This window comes from Streptomyces sp. NPDC058525, from assembly GCF_042719495.1.
Classification (GTDB): Bacteria; Actinomycetota; Actinomycetes; order Streptomycetales; family Streptomycetaceae; genus Streptomyces.
On the sequence record NZ_JBHXNP010000009.1, the window covers coordinates 81,813 to 100,144 of the forward strand.

General features: G+C 73.7%; 19 protein-coding genes. 7 read left to right on the forward strand and 12 right to left on the reverse strand.

Going from position 1 to position 18,332, the window contains the following annotated elements:
- Window positions 1-62: 62 nt before the first annotated feature.
- From ACFWP3_RS07465 to ACFWP3_RS07475, 3 genes are all read right to left on the reverse strand, one after another.
- Window positions 63-977: a sirohydrochlorin chelatase gene (locus tag ACFWP3_RS07465; RefSeq protein WP_384217178.1), complete on the reverse strand. Its 915-nt coding sequence runs from the start codon at window positions 975-977 to the stop codon at window positions 63-65.
- 96 nt (window positions 978-1,073) lie between these two features.
- Window positions 1,074-1,760: a uracil-DNA glycosylase gene (locus ACFWP3_RS07470; RefSeq protein ID WP_384217180.1), complete on the reverse strand. Its 687-nt coding sequence runs from the start codon at window positions 1,758-1,760 to the stop codon at window positions 1,074-1,076.
- A gap of 11 nt (window positions 1,761-1,771) precedes the next feature.
- Complete coding sequence (locus ACFWP3_RS07475) at window positions 1,772-2,863, reverse strand: WD40/YVTN/BNR-like repeat-containing protein (protein WP_384217182.1); 1,092 nt, start codon at window positions 2,861-2,863, stop codon at window positions 1,772-1,774.
- A 221-nt stretch (window positions 2,864-3,084) separates the two neighbouring features.
- Between ACFWP3_RS07475 and ACFWP3_RS07480 the strand changes: the two genes are divergently transcribed.
- From ACFWP3_RS07480 to ACFWP3_RS07490, 3 genes are all read left to right on the forward strand, one after another.
- Window positions 3,085-4,485: a wax ester/triacylglycerol synthase domain-containing protein gene (locus ACFWP3_RS07480; RefSeq protein ID WP_384217184.1), complete on the forward strand. Its 1,401-nt coding sequence runs from the start codon at window positions 3,085-3,087 to the stop codon at window positions 4,483-4,485.
- A gap of 80 nt (window positions 4,486-4,565) precedes the next feature.
- The gene (locus tag ACFWP3_RS07485) at window positions 4,566-5,666 is read left to right on the forward strand and encodes an NADH:flavin oxidoreductase/NADH oxidase (protein ID WP_384217187.1); all 1,101 of its coding nucleotides are present in this window, start codon (window positions 4,566-4,568) and stop codon (window positions 5,664-5,666) included.
- A 98-nt stretch (window positions 5,667-5,764) separates the two neighbouring features.
- On the forward strand, window positions 5,765-6,115 hold the full coding sequence (locus ACFWP3_RS07490; protein ID WP_384217189.1) for an ArsR/SmtB family transcription factor: 351 nt from the start codon (window positions 5,765-5,767) through the stop codon (window positions 6,113-6,115).
- 42 nt (window positions 6,116-6,157) lie between these two features.
- Here the strand turns inward: ACFWP3_RS07490 and ACFWP3_RS07495 are convergent, their stop codons facing one another.
- The 3 genes from ACFWP3_RS07495 to ACFWP3_RS07505 form a co-directional block, all read right to left on the reverse strand.
- Window positions 6,158-7,141 carry an IS481 family transposase gene (locus ACFWP3_RS07495; RefSeq protein ID WP_384217192.1) on the reverse strand — a complete coding sequence of 328 codons (984 nt, stop codon included), beginning with the start codon at window positions 7,139-7,141 and terminating at the stop codon, window positions 6,158-6,160.
- Between the two features lie 103 nt (window positions 7,142-7,244).
- Window positions 7,245-8,603 (reverse strand): FAD-dependent oxidoreductase, encoded by a 1,359-nt coding sequence (locus ACFWP3_RS07500; protein WP_384217194.1) that lies wholly within the window; start codon window positions 8,601-8,603, stop codon window positions 7,245-7,247.
- A 52-nt stretch (window positions 8,604-8,655) separates the two neighbouring features.
- Complete coding sequence (locus ACFWP3_RS07505) at window positions 8,656-9,345, reverse strand: DUF305 domain-containing protein (protein ID WP_384217341.1); 690 nt, start codon at window positions 9,343-9,345, stop codon at window positions 8,656-8,658.
- Between the two features lie 84 nt (window positions 9,346-9,429).
- Between ACFWP3_RS07505 and ACFWP3_RS07510 the strand changes: the two genes are divergently transcribed.
- Window positions 9,430-10,914 (forward strand): LVIVD repeat-containing protein, encoded by a 1,485-nt coding sequence (locus ACFWP3_RS07510; RefSeq protein WP_384217196.1) that lies wholly within the window; start codon window positions 9,430-9,432, stop codon window positions 10,912-10,914.
- A 1-nt stretch (window position 10,915) separates the two neighbouring features.
- Here ACFWP3_RS07510 and ACFWP3_RS07515 read toward each other — a convergent pair whose 3' ends face one another.
- The 4 genes from ACFWP3_RS07515 to ACFWP3_RS07530 all read right to left on the reverse strand — a co-directional run bounded on the left by ACFWP3_RS07515 (window position 10,916) and on the right by ACFWP3_RS07530 (window position 13,848).
- Window positions 10,916-11,536, reverse strand: a complete 621-nt coding sequence (locus tag ACFWP3_RS07515; RefSeq protein WP_384217198.1) for a TetR/AcrR family transcriptional regulator — start codon at window positions 11,534-11,536, stop codon at window positions 10,916-10,918.
- 37 nt (window positions 11,537-11,573) lie between these two features.
- Window positions 11,574-12,257, reverse strand: coding sequence for a phosphatase PAP2 family protein (locus tag ACFWP3_RS07520; protein WP_384217201.1), 684 nt, complete (start codon window positions 12,255-12,257; stop codon window positions 11,574-11,576).
- Window positions 12,258-12,307: 50 nt separating this feature from the next.
- Window positions 12,308-13,246: a M56 family metallopeptidase gene (locus ACFWP3_RS07525; protein WP_384217203.1), complete on the reverse strand. Its 939-nt coding sequence runs from the start codon at window positions 13,244-13,246 to the stop codon at window positions 12,308-12,310.
- 80 nt (window positions 13,247-13,326) lie between these two features.
- On the reverse strand, window positions 13,327-13,848 hold the full coding sequence (locus ACFWP3_RS07530) for a DUF5134 domain-containing protein (protein ID WP_384217206.1): 522 nt from the start codon (window positions 13,846-13,848) through the stop codon (window positions 13,327-13,329).
- 146 nt (window positions 13,849-13,994) lie between these two features.
- Between ACFWP3_RS07530 and ACFWP3_RS07535 the strand changes: the two genes are divergently transcribed.
- On the forward strand, window positions 13,995-14,534 hold the full coding sequence (locus ACFWP3_RS07535; protein ID WP_384217208.1) for a GNAT family N-acetyltransferase: 540 nt from the start codon (window positions 13,995-13,997) through the stop codon (window positions 14,532-14,534).
- A 15-nt stretch (window positions 14,535-14,549) separates the two neighbouring features.
- Here the strand turns inward: ACFWP3_RS07535 and ACFWP3_RS07540 are convergent, their stop codons facing one another.
- A complete protein-coding gene (locus ACFWP3_RS07540; RefSeq protein ID WP_384217210.1) occupies window positions 14,550-15,242 on the reverse strand; it encodes a glycerophosphodiester phosphodiesterase in 693 nt (230 codons plus the stop codon).
- A 191-nt stretch (window positions 15,243-15,433) separates the two neighbouring features.
- Window positions 15,434-16,087 (reverse strand): helix-turn-helix transcriptional regulator, encoded by a 654-nt coding sequence (locus tag ACFWP3_RS07545; protein WP_384217213.1) that lies wholly within the window; start codon window positions 16,085-16,087, stop codon window positions 15,434-15,436.
- A gap of 64 nt (window positions 16,088-16,151) precedes the next feature.
- On the opposite strand from ACFWP3_RS07545, the gene ACFWP3_RS07550 reads away from it, so the two are divergent.
- Window positions 16,152-17,276: an LLM class flavin-dependent oxidoreductase gene (locus ACFWP3_RS07550; protein ID WP_384217215.1), complete on the forward strand. Its 1,125-nt coding sequence runs from the start codon at window positions 16,152-16,154 to the stop codon at window positions 17,274-17,276.
- The gene (locus ACFWP3_RS07555) at window positions 17,273-18,292 is read left to right on the forward strand and encodes an alpha/beta hydrolase (protein ID WP_384217217.1); all 1,020 of its coding nucleotides are present in this window, start codon (window positions 17,273-17,275) and stop codon (window positions 18,290-18,292) included. The genes ACFWP3_RS07550 and ACFWP3_RS07555 overlap by 4 nt, the downstream gene beginning before the upstream one ends.
- Window positions 18,293-18,332: the final 40 nt, after the last annotated feature.

Sequence of the window (18,332 nt, forward strand, 5' to 3'; positions counted from 1 at the left end):
CACGCGTACGGCCCCCGCCGAAACCGGCGGGGGCCCGTACGTCGTGGCGTGCGCGAGCGGAATCAGTGCGCCGAGGCGCCCTGGGTGAGCCCGAGGGCCGCGGAGTACTGCGCGACGGCGAGCTTGCCGAGCGCGCCGTAGGCGCCCAGCACCTCGGAGGCGGCGCAGTCGGCTTCCTTGCAGGCGGTGTCCAGCAGCCCGTCGGCGGCCTCCGGGCCGATCAGGTACGGGGCGAGCGCGAGCTGCGTGGAGCCCTCGCGGCGCAGCTGCTCGGCGACGGCGGCCACCGAGCCCTCCTCGTCGAGCGCGGCGGCCTTCACCGGCACGGCGAGCCGGGCGGCGAGCAGCATCCCGGTGATCCCGGCGGCCTGCACGGCCTCCTCGCCACCAGTGGTGGCCAGCACGATGCCGTCGGCGGCGGTGGTCACGGTGAACAGGCGGGCGCGGTCGGCGCGGGCCAGACCGGCCTCGGACAGGCGCACGTGCAGGCCCTCGGCGAGCAGCGGGTGCGGGCCGAGCACGTCGGCCAGCTCGGCCGCGGCCGAGGAGTCCATCAGCGCCTGGCGGATCCGGCGGAGCAGATCGCCGTCGGGGCCGGCCAGCAGCGGGACCACCACGGCGTCCGGGCCGGTCGGCGCGGGCACCTCGTGGCCGGCTGCGCGGGCGAACTCCGCACGCGCGGCACGCTCGGTCGCGACGGCGGTCAGCGCGCCGGACAGGGACGGGAACTCGGAGGCGTCGTCACCCTCGAGGAAGCCGATGCGGGCGTCGAGGCCCGGCAGCTCGGAGCGGCCGATGCTGATGATCTCTTCCGCCAGCCCGCGCGAGGCGGCCGAAGGGACACCGGGCACGGCGAGCACCAGCGCGGGCGCGCCCTCGGGCGCCGCCGCGGGCTCGGGCCGGCGGTGCCGTCCGGTCTGGCGGGGTCGCGGCATTCGTACGGGCAGGCCATTTGCGGGCCCAGTGGGGGAGCTCATGGCGCCGCATGCTACTGGCTTATCGGAACCGGGTGTTCGGGCAGGGCCTGCTCCGGTGGCATCTGTCCGTATTTATCCGGTGAAGGGCCGACAGGGTCAACTGACGGACGGCAAGCGCCAGTCCACAGGCTGTGATCCCTGGTCCGTCAGCAGCTGGTTCGTCCTGCTGAACGGCCTGGACCCGAAGAACCCGTAATCGGCAGACTTGGGGGAGGGGTGGGAGGACTCCACCACCGGCAGTTCGCCGAGGAGCGGCCGCAGGTTGCGGGCGGCCCGGCCCCAGAGGATGGACACCAGCGGCTTGCCGCGCGCGGCGAGCGCCCGGATGGCCTGGTCGGTGACGGCCTCCCAGCCCTTGCCCTGGTGGGCGTTGGACCTGCGGGGCGCGGTCGTCAGCGAGCGGTTCAGGAGCAGCACGCCCTGCCGGGTCCACGGGGTGAGGTCGCCGTTCGCGGGGCGGCCGGTGCCGAGGTCCCGGTGCAGTTCGAGGAAGATGTTGTCGAGGCTCGGCGGCACGGGCCGCACCTCGGGCGCGACCGAGAAGGACAGGCCCACCGCGTGCCCCGGGGTGGGGTACGGGTCCTGGCCCACGATCAGCACCTTCACCTCGTCGAAGGGCTGCTGGAAGGCGCGCAGGACATTGGCCCCGGCCGGGACGTAGGTCCGGCCCGCCGCGATCTCGGCGCGCAGGAAGTCGCCCATCGCGGCGATCTGCCCCGCCACCGGCTCCAGAGCGCGGGCCCAGCCCGGCTCGACGATCTCGTTCAACGGTCGTGCTGCCACGGTGGATCACTCTACTGGCCGATCGTCGCCGCCCGCACACAGAGCACGTCGGGCAGGTGCTCGGCCAGCAGCTGCCAGCTCTCGCCGTCGTCGTGGCTCGCGTACAGCTCGCCGTTGCGGTTGCCGAAGTAGATCCCCGCCGGGTCGGCGTCGTCCGTGCACAGCGCGTCGCGCAGCACCGTGCCGTAGTGGTCCCCGTCGGGCAGGCCCTTGGTGAGCGGCTCCCAGCTGGCGCCCGCGTCGCGGGTGCGGAAGACCCGGCACCGGTGCCCGGCCGGCACCCGGTCGGAGTCGGCGTTGAGCGGGAAGACGTAGGCGGTGTCCGGGCGGTGCGGGTGGGCGGCCACCGCGAAGCCGAAGTCGGAGGGCAGCCCGGCGCCGATGTCGGTCCACCGGGTCCCCGCGTCGTCGCTGCGGTAGACGCCCCAGTGGTTCTGCAGGTACAGCCGGTCCGTGTTCCCGGCGTCCTGGGCGATCTTGTGGACGCACTGGCCGAACTCGGGGTGCGGATCGGGCAGGAACACCGCGGACACGCCGTCGTTGGAGGGCTCCCAGCTGGCTCCGCCGTCCTTGGTCCGGAACACCCCGGCGGTGGAGACGGCCACGGTGACCGCGTCCCGGTCGCGCGGATCGGTGATCACGGTGTGCAGGCCCTCGCCCCCGCCGCCCGGCTGCCAGCTGCTCCGGCTCGGGTGCTCCCACAGCGGGCGGACCAGCTCGAAGGACTCGCCGCGGTCCACCGAGCGGAACAGCGCGGCCGGCTCGGTGCCCGCGTAGACCACGTCCGGGGCCTCCGGTCCGGCGGGCTGGAGCTGCCAGACCCGCTCCAGCGAGGCGCCGGTGTCCTTCGGGAACCGCACCGCGGCCACGGCGGGCTCCTGCCACGTCGCCCCGAGGTCGTCGGAGCTGAACACGGACGGTCCCCAGTGCGAACTGTCCCCGCCGACGAGCAGCCGGGGCGCCGGACCGCGCCGGTCGACGGCGACCGCGTACACGGCCTGGGCGTTGAAGTGGGGGCCGTCGAACTCCCACGGCGCCGCGCCGCGGCGGCGGCCGATGAAGAGCCCCTTGCGGGTACCCACGAGCAGCAGTACGTCGGCCATGGCCGGTACCTCCGGACTTCGTCGTCCATGTTTTCGGAGCTTTTCGGCCAGTCTGCACCCGCCCACTGACAGCGGCCCGGCGGGCGGCGCGGTGTTCCGAGGGACTGGTCGATGCCGATCATTTACAACTCATTTACGATCGGGAAATGGTTGCTACTTGCATGTAGGTGTTCGGAATGGATTGACTTCAGGCCACCACTGCCGCACGCGAGAGGACGTACGTGGCAACCGAGCACCTCTCCCCGCTCGACCTCGCCTTCTGGCGGATCGAATCCGCCGCCCACCCCATGCACCTCGGGGCCCTCGCCGTCTTCTCGGCGGCCGACCGCGGATCCGGCCCCGCCGGGAACGGCACCGGGCACGCCTCCGGGCGCGGCGCCGGGCGCAGCGCCGGGAACGCGGCCGAGCACGCCGCCGAACTGCTCACCGCCCGCTGCGCCGCAGTGCCCGGCCTGCGCCGCCGGATCCGGGACGTCCTGCTGCCGGTCGGCGCGGCCGCCTGGTCGCCCGATCCCCGGTTCGACCCGGCGCGGCACGTCTTCCTCCACCGCACGGACGAGCCCCTCGCGCACGCCGCCGCCGGCCCGCTGATGGCGCGGCCGCTGGACCGGGAACTGCCGCCCTGGGAGGCGCACGTACTGGCCGGGCCCGACCCGGACTCCTTCGCCGTGCTGTTCAAGTTCCACCACGCCCTCGCCGACGGCCTGGGCGCGCTCGCCCTGGCCGCGGCACTGTTCGACGAGGGCCCGGAGCTGCGGCAGCCCGCGCGGCCCGGCTCCGGGCGGCGGCCCGTGCCCGAGCAGCGCGCCGGGTCCGCCCTGCGGCGGCTGCCCGGAGTCCTCGCGGCCCGGGTCCAGGAGGTCGGCCAGGCCCTGGAGATCGGCGCCGCCGTGGCCCGCGCCGGGCTGCCGCTCGGGGTCCCCGGGGTGCTCACGGCGGGGACCGCCGGCACGGGAGCCCGTACGGTCGCGGGCCTCGCGCTCGACCTGGACGAGGTCGCCCTCGTCCGCAAGGCCGCCGGGGGCACCGTCAACGACGTGCTGATCTCCGTGGTCGCGGGCGGTCTGCGGCGCTGGCTGGAGGGCCGGGGCGACCCGGCGCCCGTCGGGCCCGGACCGCGGGCCCTGATCCCCGTCTCCCGCCGGGGCCGGCCCGGGGGCGGCGGGGGCAACCGGCTCTCCGGATACCTGCTGCGGCTTCCGCTCGCCGAGCGCGACCCGCTGCTGCGGCTGGACCGCGTACGGGCGGCGATGGACCGCAACAAGGACGCCGGGCCGGCCCGCGGCGCGGGCGCCGTCGCCCTGCTCGCCGACCACGTCCACCCGCTCGGCCACCGCCTCGGCGGCCCGTTCGTCGCCCAGGCCGCCCGGCTGCTCTTCGACATCCTGGTCACCAGCGTTCCGCTGCCCGGCCTGACCTTCTCCCTCGGCGGGAGCCGGGTCCGCGAGGTCTACCCGCTCGCCCCGCTGGCCCACGGCCAGTCCCTGGCCGTGGCCGTCTCCACCTACAAGGGAATCGCCCACTACGGCCTGGTCGCCGACGCGGCGGTCGTCCCGGACCTGCCCGCGCTGGCGGAGGCACTGCGCGCGGAGCTCGACGCGCTTGTACGAGAGGTCTCGTAGTACGAGAGGATTCGTAGTACGGTGAGTCTCGTACTTAGCCGCCGATCCCCGGTGCGCCCGGTGACGTCTGGAGAGCCCTGATGAGTGCTGCCCCCGCTGCCTTCGCTGCCCTGTTCGCGCCGTACACGCTGCGCTCGGTCACCGTCCCGAACCGCGTGTGGATGGCCGCGATGTGCCAGTACAGCGCCGACCCCGTCGGCCCGACCGCGGGCGTGGCACACGACTGGCACTTCGCCCACTACGCCGCGCGCGCCGCCGGCGGCACCGGCCTGATCATCCAGGAGGCCACCGCCGTCTCCCCGGAGGGCCGCATCTCCCCGTACGACCTCGGCATCTGGAACGACACGCAGGTCGAGGCGCTGCGCCGGATCACCGGCTTCCTGAAGGCCCGGGGCACCGTCCCCGGCATCCAGATCGCCCACGCCGGACGCAAGGGCTCCACCGGCCGCATCTGGAACGGCGGCGGCCCCGTCGGCCCCGAGGAGCACGGCTGGCAGACGGTCGCGCCCAGCGCCGTGCCCTTCGCCGAGTCCCACCCGGTCCCGCACGAGCTGACGGCCGGTGAGATCCGCGAGATCGTCGGGCAGTTCGCGGCCGCGGCCGAGCGCGCCCTCGCGGCGGGCTACGAGGTCGTGGAGATCCACGGCGCCCACGGCTACCTGATCGGCGAGTTCCTCTCCCCGCACAGCAACAGGCGCACCGACGAGTACGGCGGCTCCTTCGCCAACCGCACCCGCTTCGCCCTCGAAGTCGTCGACGCCGTACGGGCGGTGTGGCCCGAGGAGCTCCCGCTGTTCTTCCGGATCTCCGCCACCGACTGGCTCGAGGAGGACGGCTGGACCGCCGAAGAGACGGTCCGGCTGGCCGGGCTGCTCCAGGAGCACGGCGTGGACCTCCTCGACGTCTCCACCGGCGGGCTCGCACCCGGGGCGAAGATCCCGGTCGGACCCGGCTACCAGGTGCCCTTCGCGGCGCGGGTCAAGGCCGAGACGAGCCTGCCCACGGCCGCCGTCGGCCTGATCACCGAACCGGAGCAGGCCGAGAAGATCCTGGCCAACGGCGAGGCCGACGCGGTCCTGCTGGGCCGGGAGCTGCTGCGCGACCCGTACTGGGCCCGCCGCGCGGCCGCCGAGCTCGGCGCGGAGATCCGTACCCCGGCCCCGTACGACCGGGCCTGGTGAGGCGCCGGCTCCGGCGGCGCCGATCCTGCCCGGCCCGGCTCATACGATGACTCTCGTACGATGGGGGCCCGACCAAGGCGAACGAGCGGAGCAGGGACATGACGGAACGTGACGCGGCCCGCGCCCTCGCCCACCCCGAGGCGGCCGGAATCCGCCTGGAGGGCGTGCTGCACGCGCTCTCCGACCCGGTCCGGCTCTCCATCGTGCGGGACCTGGACGGCTCGGGCGCGGCGCTGGCCTGCTCCGCCTTCGACCTGCCGGTCACCAAGTCCACGACCACCCACCACTTCCGCGTTCTGCGGGAGAGCGGCGTCGTACGGCAGACCTACCGCGGCACCACCAAGCTGAACGCCCTGCGCCGCGAGGAGTTGGAGGAGCTCTTCCCCGGCCTCCTCGACAGCGTCCTCACGGCCGCGGCGGCCGAGGAAACCCGGCTGGCCCGGGCCTGAGCCGACCGGGGCCGAGGGGCCGAGCCGTTCGAAAGAGACGGCCTAGGTGTATTGACCCGCAGCGTTGTTCACACGGCTGATGGGCGGGTGTCCGCCGAGTGCGGTGTGGCAGCGGTGGTGGTTGTAGGCGTGGAGGAAGTCTGTCAGGGCTTCGGTCCGCTCCTGGGTACTGGTGTAGGTCCGCTGGTATGCCCACTCGTCCAGCAGGGTGCGGTTGAAGCGTTCGACTTTGCCGTTGGTCTGGGGCCGGTAGGGCCGGGTTCGTTTGTGGGTGATCCCTGCCTCTGCCAGGGCTTGGGTGAACAGCTTCGACTTGTAGCAGGAGCCATTGTCGGTCAGGACCCGCTCGACGGTGACTGCGTGACCGGCGAAGAACGCGTTCGCCCGCGTCCAGAAGCCGACGGCGGTCTCCTTGCGTTCGTCGTTCAGGACTTCGCTGTAGGCCAGGCGGGAGTGGTCGTCGACCGCGGAATGGACGTAGGAGTAGCCGATCACTGGTGTGCTGCTCTTGCGTTGGTCCGTGGTGGCCTGGCGGTTGCGGTCGCCTGCCGTGCGGCCCACGACGCGCCAGCCGCCGCCGTCGGGGATGTTGCCGAGTTTCTTGATGTCGACGTGGACGAGTTCGCCGGGCCGTGCTCGTTCGTAGCGGCGGACCGGCTCTCCGGTGGGCCGGTCGAGCCAGGCCAGCCGGTTCAAGCCGTGCCGGGTCAGGATCCGGTGCACGGTCGAGGTCGGCAGGCCCAGGATCGGCCCGATGCGGGCGGGGCCGAGCTTGCGGTCGGTTCGCAGCCGGCACACGTCCGCTTCAGTGTTCGCCGGCGTGCGGTGCGGGGTCGAGACCGGCTTGCTGGAGCGGTCGGCGAGCCCGGCGTCGCCCTCGACCCGCCAGCGGCGGACCCACTTGTGGGCAGTAGCTCTGGAGATGCCCATCTCGGCCGCGACGTGTGCGACGGGGCGGCCCGAGCGGACACGTTCGACCAGCAGTCGCCTACCAAAGACAGTCAGCCGGGCATTACGGTGGGACACGAAGACCTCCGTGCGGTGAGTTCCTAGACAGCTCCCACCACACCGGAGGTCTTCGCCATATTCAAGACCCGCCGAGTGTCAACAACGCTCGTGATCAATACACCTAGGCCAGCCCGGCCGCGCCCAGCAGGCCCTGCCAGTCGGGGATCTTCACCGAGCGGCGGCCCAGCGAGCGGCCCAGGTCGGCCTCGGCCGCCTCCACTGCCAGCCAGCCCGGCCACTCCACCGGGCGCAGACCCGCAGCGCGCAGCGCGTCCAGCGGGTCGCTGGACAGCTCCCGCCGGGCCAGTACCCCCGCGTCCTGGAGCAGCGAGGACGCGGTCTCCTTGGCACAGGGCCGGTTCGTGCCGATCACCCCGGTCGGGCCGCGCTTGATCCAGCCCGCCACGTACTCGCCGACGGAGGCCCGGCCCGCGCGCATCACCCGGCCCGCCGCGTGCGGGACCGTACCCGTCGCCGGATCGAAGGGCAGGCCCGCCAGCGGGACGCCCTTGTACCCCACCGAGCGCAGCACCAACTGCGCCCCGATCTCCTCGAACACGCCCGTCCCGGTCACCCCGCCGCGGCCGTCCGGGGCCGTCCGCTCGAAGCGCATGCCGCTCACCCGGCCGTCGGGCCCGCCCAGGATCTCCACCGGGCGCAGGTAGAACCGCAGGTCGATGCGGCGCCCCGCGTCGCCCGGGCCCCGCTCCGCCCAGCCGCGCAGCACCTCGAGGTTGCGCCGGGCCACCGCGGGCAGCGCCGCGGCCGCTGCCGGGTCCCCGTAGACCGGGTCGAGGGCCCCCTCGGCGGGGTCCACCACGGCGTCCACCCCGGGCAGCGTGCCCAGCTCGCGCAGCTCCTTGGTGGTGAACTTGCCCTGCGAGGGACCGCGCCGGGCCACCATCGCCACCCGCCGCACCCCGCTCTCGGCGAGCGCGCCGAGCGCCGGCTGCGGCATGTCCGTCGGCGCCAGCTCCGCCTCGCCCCGGGCCAGGATCCGCGTCACGTCCACCGCCACGTTGCCCGCGCCGACCACGACCGCCGAGTCCACCGAGGCCAGCCCGAAGGCCTCGGCGACGGCGTCCGGGTGCCCGCTGTACCAGGACACGAAGGCCGTCGCGGAATGCACCCCGGCCAGCTCCTCGCCGGGGATCCCCAGCATCCGGTCGCGCGCCGCGCCCACGCAGTACACCACCGCGTGGTACAGCTCCAGCAGCCGCCCCGTGGACAGCAGCTCCCCGCCGACCTCGACGTTCCCGAGGAAGCGGACCCGCTCGTCCTCGAGCACGGTGCGCAGGCTGCCCTGCAGCGACTTGATCTTCTCGTGGTCGGGCGCGACCCCGTACCGCACCAGCCCGTACGGTGCCGGCAGCCGGTCCAGTACGTCGACCCGCACCCCCGGCACCTCGCGCTGCTGCACCAGTGTCTGGGCCGCGTAGACCCCGCTGGGGCCTGATCCGACGACGGCGATACGAAGCACGGCGGAGCTCCTCCCGCAGGTGGTCCCAGCATGACACCGGGTGCCCGGGCCGTCAGCCCATCGCGCGCATCCGGTGGACCTCGGCGGTCTGCGTGGCCACCACCTCGGTGGCCATCTCCTCGACCGCCACGTTGTTGCCGCCTGCCAGCGCCTGCCCCGCCATCTTGAGGGCGCCCTCGTGGTGCGCGGTCATCAGCTTCAGGAACAGCCGGTCGAAGTCGGCGCCCGCGGCCCCGGTCAGCTCCCGCAGCTGCTCCTCCGTCGCCATGCCGGGCATCGCGGCGTGGTCGTGGCCGTGCCCGCCGGAGCCGGCGGGCGGGGCGGGATGGAGGGTCTGCCACCGCTCCATCGCCCCGATTTCGGGCTGCTGGGCGGCCGCGATCCGCTCCGCCAGGCGCTTGACCCCGTCGGCGGAGGCCCGCTGCGGGGCCAGCGCGCTCATCGTCAGCGCCTGCCGGTGATGTTCGATCATGCCCTGTACGTAGGCGTGGTCGGCGGCGTTCGGACTGTCGTCGGGCTGCTCCGCCTCGGCCTGCTCGGGGGTGAGGGTGCGGGCCTTCTCGCCCGGCTTGCCCGGTGCGACGACCACGGCTCGGCCGTCCCCGGCGCCCGCGGCCCCGCCGGACCGGTCCTCGTCCTGGCAGCCGGTGAGCACCAGCAGCAGGCCCGCGGCGACGGCCGCCGCGGTGAACCGGCCCCGCCCTGTTCCCGGGGCCTCGGGCCTCCGGGGGTCTTTTGCCATGTCCATGGAAAGGAAGATACTGCCGGGGTCCGGGTTCCGTTCCCCCATCGAACGGAACCGACCGGACTCCCATGGGAGGGCACAGTGAGCTCGTTCCACAGCACGAGAGTGCGCAAAGGGAGGGTGGCGGCGGCCGTCGCGGCGGCCGGGCTGCTCGCCACGCTCCTGACCGCCGGACCGGCGGCCGCCACCCCCGACCCGGGTGATCTTGCCCCGGGCGGCGGCAGCCGGCAGGACGCGGGCCTCGTCGAGGGCCGGGAGATCGCCCCCGGCGAGATCCCCGGCCAGGACGAGATCGTGCACAGCAAGAACATCAAGCACCTGGCGAACGTCCCCCTCGCCGCGGGCGCGACGATCAACACCGACCTGGCCTTCCAGGGCAAGTACGCCTACGCGGGCAACTACAACGGCTTCACGATCTACGACATCGCCAACCCGAGGGCGCCGAAGACCGTCAGCCAGGTGCTGTGTCCCGGCGGCCAGAACGACATCTCCGTCCACGGGGACCTGCTCTTCCTCTCCACCGACTCCTCGCGCAGCGACGACTCCTGCAACAGCGTCTCGCAGCCCGCCACGGAGAAGTCCTCGTGGGAGGGCATCAAGATCTTCGACATCAAGGACAAGAAGAACCCCAAGTACATCAAGTCCGTCGAGACCAACTGCGGTTCCCACACCCACACCCTGGTCCCGGACGGCCGTGACATCTACGTGTACGTCGCCTCGTACTCCCCGAACGAGGCCTTCCCCGACTGCAAGCCGCCGCACGACGGCATCTCGGTGGTGAAGGTCCCGAAGAAGGCACCGACCAAGGCCGCGGTCGTGGCCTTCCCGGTGCTGTTCCCGGACGGCGGCAACCCGGGCGGGCCCACCAACCCCGGCGTCTCCAAGACCACCGGCTGCCACGACATCACCGTGCTGCCCTCGAAGAACCTCGCCGCCGGCGCCTGCATGGGCGACGGCATCCTCTTCGACATCAGCCGGCCCGAGCAGCCGAGGGTCATCGACCGCGTGCAGGACAACGTGAACTTCGCGTTCTGGCACTCGGCGACCTTCAACGAGCGGGCGAACAAGGTGGTGTTCACCGACGAGCTCGGCGGCGGTGGCGGCGCCACCTGCAACGCGGCCACCGGCCCCGACCGCGGCGCCGACGGGATCTACGACATCACCGGCCGCGGGGACCAGCGCAAGCTCGCCTTCCGCAGCTACTTCAAGATCCCGCGCCACCAGGCCGACACCGAGAACTGCGTGGCCCACAACGGCTCGCTGATCCCGGTCGGCGGCGGCCGCGACATCATGGTGCAGGCCTGGTACCAGGGCGGCGTCTCGGTGTGGGACTTCACCGACTCCGCCCGGCCCAAGGAGATCGGGTACTTCGAACGCGGCCCGCTGACCACCGACGCGCTCGGACTCGGCGGCTCCTGGTCGGCGTACTACTACAACGGCCACATCTATTCGAACGACATCGCCAAGGGCTTCGACGTGCTGAGGCTCGACGACTGGCGCACCGAGAGCGCGAAGTGGGTGTGGATGGACCGGCTCAACGTCCAGACGCAGCCCGAGTACCACTGACTCAGTGAATCGTTCCGCCGGGCGGCCCGCCGTCCGGCGGAACGCCGAGCTCCCAGTCCAGTCCGTAGCGCTGGAACAGCTCGGCCCGCAGCCGGGCCGACGGCATGGGCGCACCGGGCAGCAGCACCGCCACCACCGCGCCCATCAGCAGGGCCCGCAGCAGCGGGTAGTCCGCGTCCACGTCCGGTGAGCCGTACCTAGTGACGGTGTCCCGCAGCAGCTCCGCCAGCCGCTGCTGCTCCGGGCACTGCACGAATCCCTCGGCCGTGAGGATGCCCGCCATGTGGGTGCGCATCAGCAGCGGCTGGTCCCGGGCCAGCCCGAGGATCGCGTCGATGGCGCGCGCCAGCCGCTCCCGACCGTCGTCGCTGCGCGGCTCGCGCTCCAGGGCCGCGTCCAGGGTGAGGTGCATCAGCCGGTGCACCGCGGATTGCAGCAACTGCCGTTTGCCCGGGAAGTAGTACGAGACCAGGCCGCGTGCCGCGCCCGCCCGGTCGGCGATGTCGCCGAGGGTCGTGGCCTCGTAGCCGCGCTCGGCGACGAGCTCGACCGTGGCCTGGAGCAGCCGCTCCCGGGAACGTCTGCGCAATTCTTCATTGACCGATGCGCTGCGCGGGGACATGCTTACTCCTGCGTTGACTGGCTCGGAGCCAATATACTCAGCGCGCGGGGCCGCCTGCTCTGGGTGACACGGGGGATCGCCCAGGGCAGGCACACTCCCGGCCGGGCCCTGGTACGGCGATGGCGACTGCCACCAAGGCCACGCCCAGCAGCCAGCCCCCCAGTACGTCCGACGGCCAGTGCACCCCGAGGTAGAGCCGGGTGAAGCCCACCCCGAGCACCGAGACCACGGCCGCGGCCCAGGCCGTGACCACCGCCCATCGCGGGGTCCCGCGGGGGAGCAGCCACAGCAGCAGCCCGCACACCACCGTCGCCGTCATCGCGTGGCCCGAGGGATAGGCCGCGAAATCCGCCCGGTCCACCGGATCCGGCCACTGTGGACGCTCCCGCCCCACCAGCGCCTTCAGGCCCTGCTGCACCCCGGTCGCCACGAGCGCGGCCACCGCCAGCCGCAGCGCCCGCCCCCGCCGGCCGCGCAGCCACAGCACGACGCAAGCCGCGGCGGCCATGGCCCGCATGGCCCAGGGGTCCCACACCCAGTCGCTGAGGATCCGCATCGTCAGGGTGACCCCGGGATGGCCGACGGCATGGCGGTGGAGATCCCGGACCACCCGTTCGTCGAACGAGAGGAGGGGCGTCCAGCGCGCCACCACCAGCGCCGTCAGTACCGCCGCGAGCAGCGCACAGCCGATGCCCGCCCGGCGCAAGTGATCGTTCCGCATAGGGAGATCCTCGCACCGACCGCCCCGGTACCCTTACGCCGCGCGGGCCGCTACCCCAGCGCGCTCAGCCCGGGGACGAAGGCCACCAGCAGCGGTACCGCCGGGACCAGGGAGGCCAGCGCCGTCAGCCGCAGCCGGCTCATCGCGGACAGCCGGGGCGCCGCCGACAGCAGCCGGCGCACCCGCTCCTGGACGTGCGCCTGCGGGGCCGCGGAGGGTCCGAACACCCCGCGGTCCTCGTTCAGCCCGACCAGGGCCAGCGCGACCGTGAGCCGGCCGTACCGCCGGGAGGCCACGTCGTCGGCGGCCAGTTCGACCAGGCGGTGCATCTCCGCCTCGAACGCCGCGAAGACCGGGACCTGCGGGAAGCCCCCGGCCAGGGCCCGCGAGCAGTGCAGCAGCCAGTCGTGCCGGGCCGCCGCGTGCCCCTGCTCGTGGGCCAGCACGGCATCGAGCTGGCTGCCCTTCAGCCGGCCCAGCGCCGCCGTCGTGACCACCAGCTGCGGGGCCGCCCCCGGAAGCCACCAGGCGTCCGGCCGCGGGCCCTCCAGGACGACGAGCCGCGCGCCCGTGGGCTCCTCCCCGGGCAGCAGCGGGGCCCGCACCAGCAGTTCGCTGCCCTGCGCGCGCCGCCGGGCCCGCGCCCCGAGCACCTCCCGGGCCAGCATCGCGGCGGTCCACAGCGCCCCGCCCGCCAAGGCGAGCGCGGTGCCGGCGGCCCAGGGGCCGCCGGAGGAGCCCAGCGCGTAGGCGTCGACGACCCCGTGCGGGGCGGCGGCGAAGAGCCGGCCGCGCACCGCGTGCCAGGCCGCGGCCGCGCTCAGCAGCATCGACAGCCCGAAGCACAGCAGTACCGCGCCCACCACGCACTGCCAGGCCCACAGGGCCACCACGGGTTCGCGCTCGGGCCAGCGGGCGCGGGCCAGCAGCCGGGGGGCCAGTACCGCGGTCAGGGCGCCGAGCAGCAGGAGGGCGACGGGGACCATCATGGCCGCCAGCCTATGAGCGCGGGGATACCTGCGGGTACGGCCTGGGGGCATTGGTGACGCAGGACACGTGCCGCGCGCCCTCACATCATGAGCAGCATCGCCAACATCCCCATTCCCATGGCCAGTCGGCAGGCCCGGGACAGCTCGGCCGACGCCACCGGGTAGCCGCCCGGGTAGCCGCCCTGCGCGTCGCCGCCCGCCGTCACCAGCCGGGCCCCGCCGAGCAGGACGTACCCGGCGAAGTAGAGCAGCAGCAGCCCGGTGACCAGGGACGGCCCCGCACCGTGTCCGTGGCCGGCCGCCGCCGTCAGCGCCATGTAGGCCATGGCCAGCGAGCCCACCAGGTGGTGCGCGTGGTGCACCCCGCCGCGCAGCAGCCACACCGCGTGCAGGGCGGCGGCGCAGAACACCGCGCCGAGCACGAGCGCCTGCCACCCGTCGCGGTCCCCGAGGGGCACCGCCATCAGCGCCATGCCGAAGGCCATCACGGCCTCTCCGGCCGCGGCCCCGCCCGATCTGCGCACCTGCCGCAGGCAGTACGCCCCGCTCACCGCGCACAGGACGACGAGCAGCCAGGCGGAGGCGGTATCGGCGGAGGACATCGCGGAACCGTGCACGGCGGAACCTCCCGGTTCGTCGGCGTCAGAGGAAGGGATGCCCCTCTCACGGCGCCTTCACGCGGCCCCGGGATAGGCTCTCCCTGCCGTCTTCGGCATGTCACATGCCACCGCGCAGAACGGAGTCACCGATGTCGACCGCCAACCCCGCCGCCCTCAGCTTCCGCAGTGCCGTCGAAGCGGACGTGAGCGAGCTGGTGGTCCTCGTGGAGTCGGCGTACCGGGGCGACGCCAGCCGCGCGGGCTGGACCACGGAAGCGGACTACCTGGACGGGCAGCGCACCGACGCCGATGGTGTCCGCAAGATCATCGACGCGGCCGACAGCACCCTGGTGGTCGTCGAGCGCGCGGGGGAGACCGTCGCCTGCTGCCAGCTCGAACACCGTGGCGACTACGTCTACTTCGGGATGTTCGCGGTCCGCCCCGGGCTCCAGGGCGCGGGCCTCGGCAAGGAGATCCTGGCCGAGGCCGAGCGCCGCGCCCGTGACACGTGGGGCGCCAAGGAGATGCGGATGACGGTGGTGAACGTACGGGAGGAGCTCATCGCCTACTACGTGCGCCGCGGTTACCGGCGCACCGGCGAGCTGAGCCCCTTCCCCTACGGTGACGAGCGCTTCGGCGTCCCGCTCCGCGACGACCTGGCCTTCGAGCTGCTGGTCAAGGCGCTGTAGCCGGACCGCCCGCTCCTACGCGGTGAAGCGGCCCGTGCTGCGGATCTCCGGGAAGTCGGTGACGGCGCCGTCCAGTTCGAGGGCCCGCGCCAGCCGCAGCAGGTCGAGGGTGTTGACGGCCCGGCCGGTCACCCGCAGTCCGGAGGCGTGCGCCGCTTCGACGGCCGCCAGGCTGAGCCGCCGGATGTCCAGGGCGACCGCCGCCGCACCCGCGGCGGCGGCCCGGCGCACGAGGTCCTCGGCGCCCTCGTCGGGAGCGGCCGCGTGCAGCACGGTCCGCACGCCCGGCACCAGCCGCGCGACCTCGGCGAGCAGCGCGTCGTCGGAGGAGGCCACCTCCACCCGGGCGGTCAGGTCGCGGCGCAGCAGCAGTTCGGCGAGCGCCCCGGCCGCGGCCCGGTCCCGTACCGACACCTGGAGCGGGGTCCGGACCGCATCCAGGACGTCCTCGAACACGGGCACGCGCTCGCCCTGACCGGCGTCCAGTCCGCGCAGTTCGGCCAGGGTCAGGTCGGCGACGGCCCCCGAGCCGTCGGTGGTCCGGTCCACCTCGGGGTCGTGCAGGGCGACGAGGGCGCCGTCCTTGCTCAGCTGGACGTCCAGAGCGATGGCGTCCATGCCGGAACGTTCCGCTCGGAGGTACGACCGCAGGGTGTTCTCCGGTTCGACACCCATGACCCCGCGGTGACCGATGGTGAGGAAAGTCAAGGTTCTCTCGCTTCCGTCGACGGCGGCTCCCCGCGCGGACGCGGTGTCCCGACCGGCCGCGCGCGATGAGGACGCATGCTAGTGCGCCGGAGGTGCGAAGGGACCGCCCGTGCAAGGCCCCGCGGAGGCGCACCGGCCGCTTCCCGTCGGGGTTGTGGGCCCCCGCGCGGCCGGTGGCGCCGCCGTCGCCGTCACCCGGGCGTGGGCGCGTCCCCGTCGGCTTGACGGGCCCCGTCGGCCGGTTCGTCCAGGGCGGCCAGATCGGCGAGGAGGGCTTCGCCGAGCTCCAGCTCCGCCAGGTGCTGCCGCTCGCTCCAGCGCAGCGCCAGCGCGGGGAAGGCCCACTCCGGGACCTCGCCCGCCTGTGCCACGGCCTCTCGTACGGCGGCCAGCTCGGCCCGGGTGCGCTCCAGGTGCTCGCCGACCATCGCCCGCAGCCGCTCGGGATCGGCCAGGTGGCCGAGCCAGACCCGCAGCAGCAGCCCGTGCTTGAGCACCGGGGGCCCGGCCTCGGCCGTACCGGAGGCCCAGCCGGCCAGTGCCTCGCGCCCCGCGTCGGTGATGGCGTAGCGCCGCTTGGCCCTGGCCTCCTCGGGCCCCGAGCGCGCGGAAGCCGCGTAACCCAGCTCCTCCAGGCGGCGCAGTTCGGCGTAGATCTGGCTGATGGCGGGCGACCAGTAGAAGAAGCGGAGCGAGGAGTCCGCCCACTTCTTCAGCTCGTAGCCCGTGCGCTCCCCGGGGAAGGAAAGAAGGCCGAGAACCGCCCACGCGGTCGGCGGCAGCTCCCGCTTCCCGGGCGAGCGCCGGCCCGACTGCCGCTTCCCCGCCTCTTGCTTCTTTGGCACCTGACTACTAGTCATATTCCTCATTGAAGTAAGACCGGACACGGGACGCAACCCTGGAGGCACCGTGAAATTCTCCGTGATCTTCGAAGCCCAGCTCGCCGACCCGACCGTGGAGCGGGAGCACCAGGTGATCCGCGACTGCGTGGAGCAGGCCGTGCTCGCCGAGCGGATGGGCTTCGACCGGATCTGGGCGGTCGAACACCACTCGCTGAAGTGGTACGCACACATGTCCGCCCCTGAAATCTTCCTGACCTGGGTCGCGGCCAGGACCAGCACCATACGCATCGGGCACGGAGTCGTGTGCATGCCCTTCAACTTCAACCACCCGGTCCGGGTCGCCGAACGGGCGGCGATGCTCGACCTGCTCTCCGGCGGGCGGCTCGACCTCGGGGCCGGGCGCGGGGGCACCGAGCAGGAGACCTCGCTGTGCGGGGTGGACCGGGAGCGCACCACCGCGGAGGTGGAGGAGGCCCTGCGGATCATCGGCAGGGCCTGGCAGGAGGAGGAGCTGGAGTACCACGGCCCGCTGATCGACATCGACCCGCACCCGATCCTGCCCCGGCCCGCGCAGACCCCGCATCCGCCGCTGTTCCTCGCCTGCAGCCGCGGCGAGACCCTGGTGCAGGCCGCCGAGCTGGGGATCGGGGCCCTGGTGATGGGCTTCGCCGGACCCGAGTCGATCGCGGGGATGCGCGCCGTCTACGACGCGGCGGTCGCCGCGCGGGACGGGAGCCGCTTCGTGTCCACCGCCGTCAACGACCACTTCTCGGTGCTGTGCCCGACCATCGTGCTCGACGACCGGGAGGAGGCGCGCCGGATCGGCATCCGCGGCCAGCGGTTCTTCGCGCAGTCCATCGGCCACTGGTACGGCGGCGCGGGCATCCCCGACGAGGCCGTCGTGGCGGGGGCCGACGAGGCCGCGCGGATGCGCGAGGCGGCCGAGCAGGTGGTGGCCCGGCTGCACGAGCTGGACATCCCGGTGCGCCCCACCTCCACCGCCACCTTCAACGCCGACCACGCCTACGGCAGCGCCGACGACGCCATCGCGTACGTGGAACGGCTCAGGGACGCGGGGGCGGACGAGATCATGTGCCTGATCCAGATGGGCACCGTGGAGCAGGAGGCCTGCCTGGAGACCCTGCGCCAGTGGGGCGAGAAGGTCATCCCCCACTTCCGGGGCCGGCCGTGACCGCCCCCGGGCCCGCTGCGGACGGCGGCCCCGACCCCGCCGTCCGGCCCTACCTCGACGCGCTCACCTCCGGCTTCCCCGACCTCGGCGGGAGCGTCACCGACGCCCGCGAGGCCCGCCGCATCCTGGCGGCCGCGCCCCGGCCCCCGGCCGACCCGCCCCGCGTCGGGGCCGTCGAGGACCGCACGGTCCCCGGCCCGCCCGGAGCCCCGCCGGTCGCGGTACGGGTCTACCTGCCCGACCCCGACGAATGGCCCGGGCCGCGCCCCACCGTGGTCTTCCTGCACGGCGGCGGCTTCGTCCTGTGCGACCTGGACACCCACGACACCACCGTCCGCACCCTCTCCCGGGCGGCCGGCGCGGCCGTGGTCTCCGTGGACTACCGGCGGGCCCCCGAGCACCGCTTCCCGGCCGCCGCCGAGGACGCCCACGCCGCCCTGTGCTGGGCCGGCGGGCACCTCGGCGAGCTGGGCGGGGACCCCGGCGCCCTGGTCGTCGCGGGGGACAGCGCCGGGGGCAACCTCGCCGTCGCCGCGCTGCTGATGGCCCGGGACCGCCGGCAGTACGGCGGACCGCCCGTCGCCCTCCAGGCGCTGGCCTATCCCGTGCTCGACGCCGCCCAGGACTCCGCGTCGTACCGGACCTACGCCGCGGGCTGCTTCCTGACCGCCGCGCACCTGCGCTGGTTCTGGGAGCAGTACCTGGGTCCGGGCGGCGACGGCGGGCACCCGCTGGCCTCCCCGCTGCGCGCGGACCTCACCGGGCTGCCGCCCGCGCACCTGCTGCTCGCCGGGTGCGATCCGCTGCGCGACGAGGGACGGGCCTACCACCGGCGGCTGGCCGAGTGCGGCGTCCCGTCCGTTCTGGACGAGCATCCCGGGATGTTCCACGGGTTCCTGGCCCTGGCCGGGGTCCTGCCGCAGGCCCGGGAAGCCATGGCGCGACTGGGCGGAGCCATCAATTCCACGCTGAAGGACCGGAAGACTTCCGGTGAAGCGGGGGGTGTCGCAGGATAATTTCCCGAGATCCCTCTTGAACGGGAGAGCCTCCGCCGTT